The organism is Streptomyces hygroscopicus subsp. hygroscopicus, assembly GCF_001553455.1.
Taxonomy (GTDB): domain Bacteria; phylum Actinomycetota; class Actinomycetes; order Streptomycetales; family Streptomycetaceae; genus Streptomyces; species Streptomyces hygroscopicus.
Window position 1 is genome coordinate 1 of sequence record NZ_BBOX01000540.1, and the last position, 7,950, is coordinate 7,950.

The 7,950-nt window shown below is 72.0% G+C and carries 6 protein-coding genes; 1 reads left to right on the top strand and 5 read right to left on the bottom strand.

The genetic code is table 11. The features are described from left to right. The 5 genes from AXW62_RS42110 to mtnA all read right to left on the bottom strand — a co-directional run. A partial coding sequence (locus AXW62_RS42110; RefSeq protein ID WP_370682972.1) for a ComF family protein occupies positions 1-404 on the bottom strand: 404 nt, incomplete at its 3' end. A gap of 125 nt (positions 405-529) precedes the next feature. Next, positions 530-2,407 carry an LpqB family beta-propeller domain-containing protein gene (locus AXW62_RS38330; protein WP_174556479.1) on the bottom strand — a complete coding sequence of 626 codons (1,878 nt, stop codon included), beginning with the start codon at positions 2,405-2,407 and terminating at the stop codon, positions 530-532. After that, complete coding sequence (gene mtrB, locus AXW62_RS38335; protein WP_370682973.1) at positions 2,397-4,439, bottom strand: MtrAB system histidine kinase MtrB; 2,043 nt, start codon at positions 4,437-4,439, stop codon at positions 2,397-2,399. Before mtrB ends, AXW62_RS38330 begins: the two co-directional genes overlap by 11 nt. A gap of 1 nt (position 4,440) precedes the next feature. Next, the gene (gene mtrA / locus AXW62_RS38340; RefSeq protein WP_014061181.1) at positions 4,441-5,118 is read right to left on the bottom strand and encodes a two-component system response regulator MtrA; all 678 of its coding nucleotides are present in this window, start codon (positions 5,116-5,118) and stop codon (positions 4,441-4,443) included. Continuing rightward, entirely contained in the window at positions 5,115-6,272 is a 1,158-nt protein-coding gene (mtnA, locus tag AXW62_RS38345; RefSeq protein WP_060948425.1) for an S-methyl-5-thioribose-1-phosphate isomerase, read from the bottom strand. Before mtnA ends, mtrA begins: the two co-directional genes overlap by 4 nt. Before the next feature lie 341 nt (positions 6,273-6,613). Here mtnA and AXW62_RS38350 point away from each other — a divergent pair, with 341 nt between their 5' ends. After that, positions 6,614-7,693: a DUF7847 domain-containing protein gene (locus AXW62_RS38350; RefSeq protein WP_252368889.1), complete on the top strand. Its 1,080-nt coding sequence runs from the start codon at positions 6,614-6,616 to the stop codon at positions 7,691-7,693. Positions 7,694-7,950 lie beyond the last annotated feature (257 nt).

Here is a 7,950-nt window from a genome sequence, read left to right on the forward strand (position 1 = left end):
CCCCCACCAGCACCAGCACCAGCACCCCATCCCCCACCCCGTCTCGCCCCGGACACCGCACCCGATGCCCCCGCCGCCGTCCACGGGCGGCGCCCCGCACCGCGCCCAGGACCGGAGCAGGCCGCCCGCACCGCCCCCGCCAGCGCCTCGCCCAGCGGCCGCGCCAGCCGGAGCGCTCCCCGCTCCTTGTGCGCGAGCAGCACCGCCCGCGCCTCGTCCGCGTAATCCACCGCCGCATGGACCACCGGCAGCCCCGGCGGCGCCGGGCTCGGCTCCACCCGGCGCGCCCCGGACCCGTCCAGCGCCCCACGACAGCGGTCACACAGGGCGCCACCCGGCCGACCGCATCCGGCACAGTCGGCCGGCAGCACCAGTTCGGCGATCTCCTGCCACCAGACCCGCATGCACACCACTGTCCCGGCGCCCGCGCCCCCGCGCCACCCCCTGTGGACAACCGCGCGCATGTGGACAACCGGCCACCCCCGACCGGGTGGGGTGGCCCAGGAGAGGGCAGCGCTCCCGGAGCCGCCTAGCCGGGGTAGACCGGGGCCGAACCGTCCTGGTCCACGGTCTTCCAGTCGGTGTTCGGCAGCAGCCGCACGATGCCGTTCTCCCTGGTCTCGGCGATCAGGGGCCGGGTCTGGTCCTCCGAGGCACCGATCGACTGCACACCGTTCGGGCCCGGCACCTCCGGGACGTTCGCCGGAGAGCCGTCCGTCTCCACGTACTGGAGCTGCTGCACCCCGTCCGACTCCCGGCCCGCGACCACCAGCCTGCTGTCGCCCGCCCAGGAGAAGGTGTCGACGTCCTCCAGCTTCGGCGCGATCGCCTTGAGCGCCCGCACCGACAGCTCCGGGGCGGCCGCCGTCCCCCGCCGTTCGATCCGGCCGAGTCGCAGGGTGGTGTGACCGGACCGCTTGACCAGCATCGCGATCCGGGAGCCGTCCGCGGACACCCGCAGCGCCGTGATCCAGCCACCGCCGAGCTTCGGCAGCTCCACCTCGTCCGCCGGTCCGGTACCGCCCCGCAGCCGGAACAACCGCGGCTGCCGCGGATTCCGGTCGGCCACCCACAGACCGCCCAGCCCGTCCCAGCTCGGCGCCGTCAGACCGTGCTCCACACTGCCGCCCTGGCTGCGCAGCAACACCTTGCTGCGCTCGGCACCGGACGCCATCCGGGTGACGTAGAGCGCCTGGCCGTCGGCGGTGACCCCCGCCGCGTCCCGCTCGTCGCGGGAGACCGCCACCGAGCCCAGACCCGCGCCATCGACGCCGAACGGCCCCGGAACCGGCTGTGGCCGATCCTCGTCGTCGGACAGCCGGACCATCCGATGATCGGAGTCCACGAAATACTGGTGCCGCGGATGGCCCTCGACCCCGTCCGGGGCGTACGCACGCGCCGCGTCCCGGGAGAGGGCACACAGCTCCGAACCGTTCTGCCGCTCCAGGCGCACCGAGCTGACCTGGGACGTCCCCTCGCCCAGATCCTGGACCGTGAACAGGGTCTGCGCCGCCATCCGGGCACAGCGCGCCCCGCTGACACGCGCCGCCCGGTCGCTCAGCCTGACCTTCAGCGCCTTCGAATCGTCCAGCGACAGCCGCTCGTCCCGGCGGCCCAGCGCCGTACCGCTGGGGAAGGAGGTGCTGACCACCGGTTCCAGCCACCCCGTCGGACCGTCCAGCAGCGCTTTGACGGTCGCGGTGACCGGGTCGATACGGCGCCGCACATACACCGGATCGGCCACCAGGACGCTGTTCCCTGCCTTGGACCCCTCGGCGTCCGGGCCCAGATCGGCGAAGTAGTACTTGTTGACCGAACGGTAGATGCGCTGGAAGTCGGACTCACCGAGGATCAGCCCCCGCGGCGGCCCGTCGATCCGCCACTCCGAACCGCTCAGGGTGAGGTGGATACGCTCCTCGTACGGCTGCTCATCGGGCTTGTAGGCGTGCGTGGCGTCCACGACGGCGATCCGCTTGCCGGACAGCACGACCGTCTTACCGCTGCCGTCCCGGTCGCCCGGATCGGTCTCGACCCGTACGTCCGGCGCCTGCTCCAGCACGGTGGTGGCCGCGAACGGCTGCCACCGCTTGGCCGCCCCCTTGGTCAGGTACTCCTTCGCCGTGCCGAAGTTCTCCTCGTCGCTCGTCGTGGCCTCCAGGAAGCCGGAGACCAGCTCGGCGGGCTGCTCGCCCTTGCCCGGACTCACCCCGTACACCCGGACCTGCGAATCGACATCGGAGCTCGGCGAGGAGTCGACCCGCCGCACATCGCCGCTGTCGGGCATCGAGGCACAGCCGGACAGCAGCAGCGCACCACAGGCCAGCAGCGTGGACGCGCTCAGGACCCGGCGGCCCGGGCGGCCCACACGGCGGCGGAAGCGGTGACGGTCGCCACGGTCAGCGTCCACGAGGTCGGCTCTCCCCTTCGTTCGGTGTCGTCTGCCGGGCGGACGGCCCCTGGCCGCCCTGCGGCCCGTCGGACGGCGCCTCCGGCCCGCCGCGCACCACCCGCGCCCCATTGCCCGGCAGGGCCGTCGGATCGGCCGACGGCGCCGCGGCGTCGGCGGGCGGCAGCGCGGACCGCGGCTGGGCGGGCACCGCCACCGGATGCTCCGCCGGGGCCTGCGGGGCCCCGGGGTCAACCGGCCTGCGGTTGCGCCGGGAGTCCTCGGGCTCCAGCGGAATCGGCGAGCCGCGCAGCACATCCCCAGCGGTGCGCGGCAGCGTCAGCCGGAACTGCGAACCGCCGCCGGGCTCGCCCCACGCCTGCAGCCAGCCGCCGTGCAGCCGCGCGTCCTCCACCGCGATCGACAGCCCCAGACCGGTGCCGCCGGTGGTGCGCGCACGGGCCGGATCGGCCCGCCAGAAGCGGTTGAACACCCGGGTCGCCTCGCCGGGCTTGAGCCCGACGCCGTAGTCCCGCACCGCGACGGCCACCGCACCGCCCGCCACCGCGAGCCGCACGACCACATCGCGGCCCTCACCGTGCTCCACGGCGTTGACCACCAGATTGCGCAGCACCCGCTCGACCCGGCGGGGGTCCGCCTCCGCGACCACCGGCGCCTCGGCGCCCCGCACCACGATCCGGGTGCCCTTGGCCTCGGCGAGCGGCTCGGCACCGTCCACCACCCGGTGCACCACATCCCGCAGATCGATCGGCTCGGCCTCCAGGGCCGCCGCGCCCGCGTCGAACCGGCTGATCTCCAGCAGATCGCTGAGCAGCGACTCGAAACGGTCGACCTGGCCCCACAGCAGCTCGGCGGAGCGCGCGGTGATCGGGTCGAAGTCCTCACGCGCCTCATGGATGACGTCCGCCGCCATCCTCACGGTCGTCAGCGGGGTGCGCAGCTCGTGGGAGACGTCGGAGACGAAACGGCGCTGCATCCGGGAGAGCTCCTCCAGCTGCTGGATCTTGAGCTGGAGGTTCTGCGCCATCTTGTTGAACGACTCGCCGAGACGGGCGATGTCGTCCTCCCCGGTGACCTTCATCCGCTCCTGGAGCAGCCCGGCCGCCAGCCGCTCGGAGATCCCCGCCGCCATCCTCACCGGCGTCACCACCTGCCGGACCACCACCCAGGCGATGGCGCCGAGCAGCACCACCACGAACACCCCGGCCGTGGCCAGAGTGCCCTTGACCAGGCTCAGCGACTTCTCCTCCTGGGTGAACGGGAAGAGGTAGTACAGCTGGTAGGCATCGCCGTTGTTGTCGTCCAGACGCTTGCCGATGATCAACGCGGGCTCGGAGCCGCCGGAGCCGGCGTGCACGATCTTCCCGTACCGCTCGTACGGCGCGGTCCGTCCCTCGTCCACCCGCCGCCGCAGATCGGCGGGCACACTGTCCGGCTGCACATCGCCCGAGGCCCGCGGCCCCCGGCTGGCCACATACGGCGTCTCACCCGAGTCGGAGCTGAGCGCCACCACCGAGTACGCGCCCTTGCCACCGCTGGCGAGCTGCTCCACCAGCGCGTTCAGCCAGGTGCCGGAGTCCTGGGCATCGGCCCCCGCGCCGTCCTGGCCGCGGGTATCGCTCTTGCGGTCGGCCATCTGCTCGGCCACCTCGAACCCGCCCACGGCCTGCCCCTGCGCCGCATGGCGCTTGGCGTCCAGCAGACCGTTGCGCACCTGCCCGATGACCACCAGGCCCAGCAGCAGCACCACACCGAGCGACATCAGCAACGTGGTGGCGACCACCCGCAGCTGGATGTTCCGCCGCCACAGCCGGGCGGCGGGCAGCAGCGGCCGGCGCACCCACCGGCCGAACAACCGGATCAGCGGGTGGGCCGGTCCCCCGGACGCCCCGTCGGGCAGCAGATGCCCACCGCTCCACAACCTCCGCAGCAGCGGTATCTCACCCGCAGGGTCGGGCCGCCCCATCCGGGCACCCTCCGGAGCCCCGCCTCCCGCTCCACCGGGCCGCGGCGCGGTACCGCCACCCGTCATCTCAGCTGGGCCCGGCCTTGTAGCCGACACCGCGCACGGTCACCACGATCTCCGGGCGCTCCGGGTCCTTCTCGACCTTCGACCGCAGCCGCTGCACATGCACATTCACCAGCCGGGTGTCGGCCGCGTGCCGATAACCCCACACCTGCTCCAGCAGCACCTCACGGGTGAAGACCTGCCAGGGCTTACGGGCCAGCGCCACCAGAAGATCGAACTCCAGCGGAGTCAGCGCTATCGACTGGCCGTCCCGCTTCACCGAATGCCCGGCCACGTCGATCACCAGATCGCCGATGGCGAGCTGCTCCGGCGCCGGCTCCTCGGAACGCCTCAGCCGCGCCCGGATCCGCGCCACCAGCTCCTTCGGCTTGAACGGCTTGACGATGTAGTCATCCGCCCCGGACTCCAGCCCGACCACCACATCGACCGTGTCGCTCTTGGCCGTGAGCATGACGATCGGCACGCCTGACTCGGCCCGGATCAGCCGGCAGACCTCGATGCCGTCCCGCCCGGGCAGCATCAAATCGAGCAGCACCAGATCGGGCTTGGTCTCGCGGAAGGCGGCAAGAGCCTTGTCGCCGTCCGACACGAACGACGGTTCAAAGCCTTCGCCGCGCAGCACAATGCCGAGCATCTCTGCCAGTGCGGTGTCGTCGTCGACGACAAGGACGCGTCCCTTCATATCGACATCATCCCATTACCCGATCGTGACCTGGCGCACAGCTCGGCGATACCGTCCGCGGTGACCGGCGAGACCACCCCCTGCTCCGTGACGATGGCCGTCACCAACTCCGGTGGTGTGACGTCGAAAGCGGGATTGTGGGCCTGTGTGCCGAGCGGCGCGACCGGCACTCCGGTGCCCGCCACGTGCCCGACAGCGGGAACGTAAGGAATTGTGATGTGCGTCACCTCATGTCCGGAGCGTTGTTCGACCTCGATGGCGGCGCCGTCGGGAGTGGCCGGGTCGACCGTGGTGGTTGGTGCGACCACCACGAACGGCACATGGTGATAACGAGCCAGCACCGCGAGCGGATAGCTGCCCACCTTGTTGGCCACCGAGCCGTCCGCGGCGATCCGGTCCGCCCCGATCAGCACCGCGTCCACCTCACCCGCCGCGAACAGGGAACCCGCCGCGTTGTCGGCGAGCAGCGTGTATGCCATACCGGCGCGTGCCGCCTCGTACGCGGTCAGCCGTGCCCCCTGCAGCAGGGGCCGGGTCTCGTCCACCCAGAGCCGCCGCAGCTGCCCCGCCCGGTGCACCGCCTTGACCACGGCGAGGGCGGTGCCCTCGCCCCCGGAGACCAGAGCGCCGGTGTTGCAGTGAGTGAGGATCCGATGGCCGCCGGCGGGCAGCAGCTCCTCGAGGAGCGCCTGACCGTGGGCCGCCATGCGATCGCTGGCCTCGGCATCCTCCCGGTGCAGGGCACGGGCTTCGGCGAGGGCCGCCGCGGCGGCCTGAGCCTCGTCCGCGTCGTCCCGGACCGCGGCCTGGTACGCGGCGGCGGCGCGGCGAACGCCATAGGCGAGGTTGACGGCCGTGGGACGGGCATGGGCGAGCGATTCGGCGGCCTCGTCCACATCGAAACCCCGGGCCGCGGCGAGCGCGACACCATATGCCCCGGCGATGCCGAGCAGTGGAGCGCCCCGCACGGCGAGGGAGCGGATCGCCTCCACCAGCGCCGGCACATCGGTGCACACCAGATCGACCTCTTCGGCGGGCAGCCGGGTCTGGTCGAGAAGTACCAGTACGGGTCCCTCCGGGGGCTCCTCCCAGCGCAGCGCCGAGGCAGCAGGAGATATGGGACCTTCCGGGGACACCGGATGCTGATCAGCCATCCGCCCAGTCTGCCCTGTGCGCCACCGACTATTGAAGTGCCGGACCAGTCCCAGTGGCCGGCACGGGGTCCCAGGCACCGTGGCACGATGGCTGCCATCCGTCCGCCGCGGACGCCGCGGCCGGTCAACGAACAACCTACGGAGCGACGATGAATGACTCTCCGGGCTGGGCCCCGCCCGGATCTTCCCCTTCCGACCCACCGGACCACGGCGCTCAGCAGCAGGGCGAGCGCGCCGACCAGCCCGTACCGGAGCAGCCCGGATGGGGCGCCACATGGGCCCGGCGTCAGCCGCCGCCCGGTCACTGGACCACATCGGCACCACGCACCACCCCACCGCCGATGCCGTCCGCTCCGGCGCCGGGCGGCGGTTGGGGCACCGGCTGGCAACAGCTGTCCGCTCCCCGACCCGGCGTCATCCCCCTGCGCCCGCTCGGGGCCGGCGAGATCCTGGATGGCGCGGTGTCCATCATGCGTGCCCACTGGCGCACGGTCCTCGGCATCTCGCTGCTCGTCTCGATCGTCACTCAGGGCCTGATCACGGCCGCCACGGGGCTCTGGTTCAACGACGCCCGCGGGAACGGGACCGATGTGCTCGACGAACGGGACCTCACCATCGGCCAGGCGATGCGAGCCATCGGCAACGCGCTCGGAGACAGCGGCATCACCCTGCTGCTCGGCGTCCTCGGAACCATCCTCACCACCGCGCTGCTGACGGTAGTCGCCGCACGGGCGGTGCTGGGCCGGTCCGTGACCACCCGGGAGGCATGGGCCGGGGCCCGGCCCTACCTCCTTCAGCTGTGCGGGCTGATCCTCCTGATTCCCGCCATCGCCGTGGCGATCATCGCCGCCGGTATGACGCCGGGTCTGCTGCTGGCCGCCGCGGGCGTGCCCAGCGAAGGCGCCGCACTCGCCTCCCTGGGCGGGCTCGCCGGGGCCGGTGTCGCCGCCTGGCTCTGGGTCCGCTTCAGCCTCGCCCCTCCCGCGCTGATGCTCGAGAAGCAGGGGATCGTCCACTCCCTGCGACGCTCCTCCAAGCTGGTGCGCGGGGCGTGGGGGCGCGTCTTCGGCATCCAGCTGCTGACCCTTGTCCTGGTCCTGATCGTCGGCGCCATCGTCGAGCTTCCCACCAGCCTGGTCGCCACGGTGATCGGCCAGGACAACGCCATGAACTGGCTGTCCGGTGAATCCGTCTCCGTCGGCTGGACCTTCCTGGTCGTGGTCGGTGTCGGCGGAGTGATCAGCTCGACCGTCACCTTCCCGATCAGCGCGGGTGTGACGGCCCTTCTCTACATGGACCAGCGCATCCGGCGCGAGGCGCTCGACATCGAGCTCGCCCGCGCAGCGGGGACGCAGGGGGGACACTCCACGGAAGGCCGTGGCAGGGATCAGACGTACCTGGGCTCCAGGTCCGGAAACTGACGGCACCACACACCGGACCGAACGGTGCGTCACCTGACGCCCCCTCTTGGCATGGGTCTTCACCATCACGGGCCATCACCTCCCCCTTCGCCCGTTCGGCAGTCAGCTCAGGGTCCGTTGACCAGCCGTCAACGGACCCGTGGGCTGCCCCACTGACCTGGCCTCACTGACAACTCTGCGCGCTCCCACCCTCGCCACGCCAGGGCGATGATGCCGTTTCACTCAATCCGGTGGAACATGTGACCGAGTGGGAACGC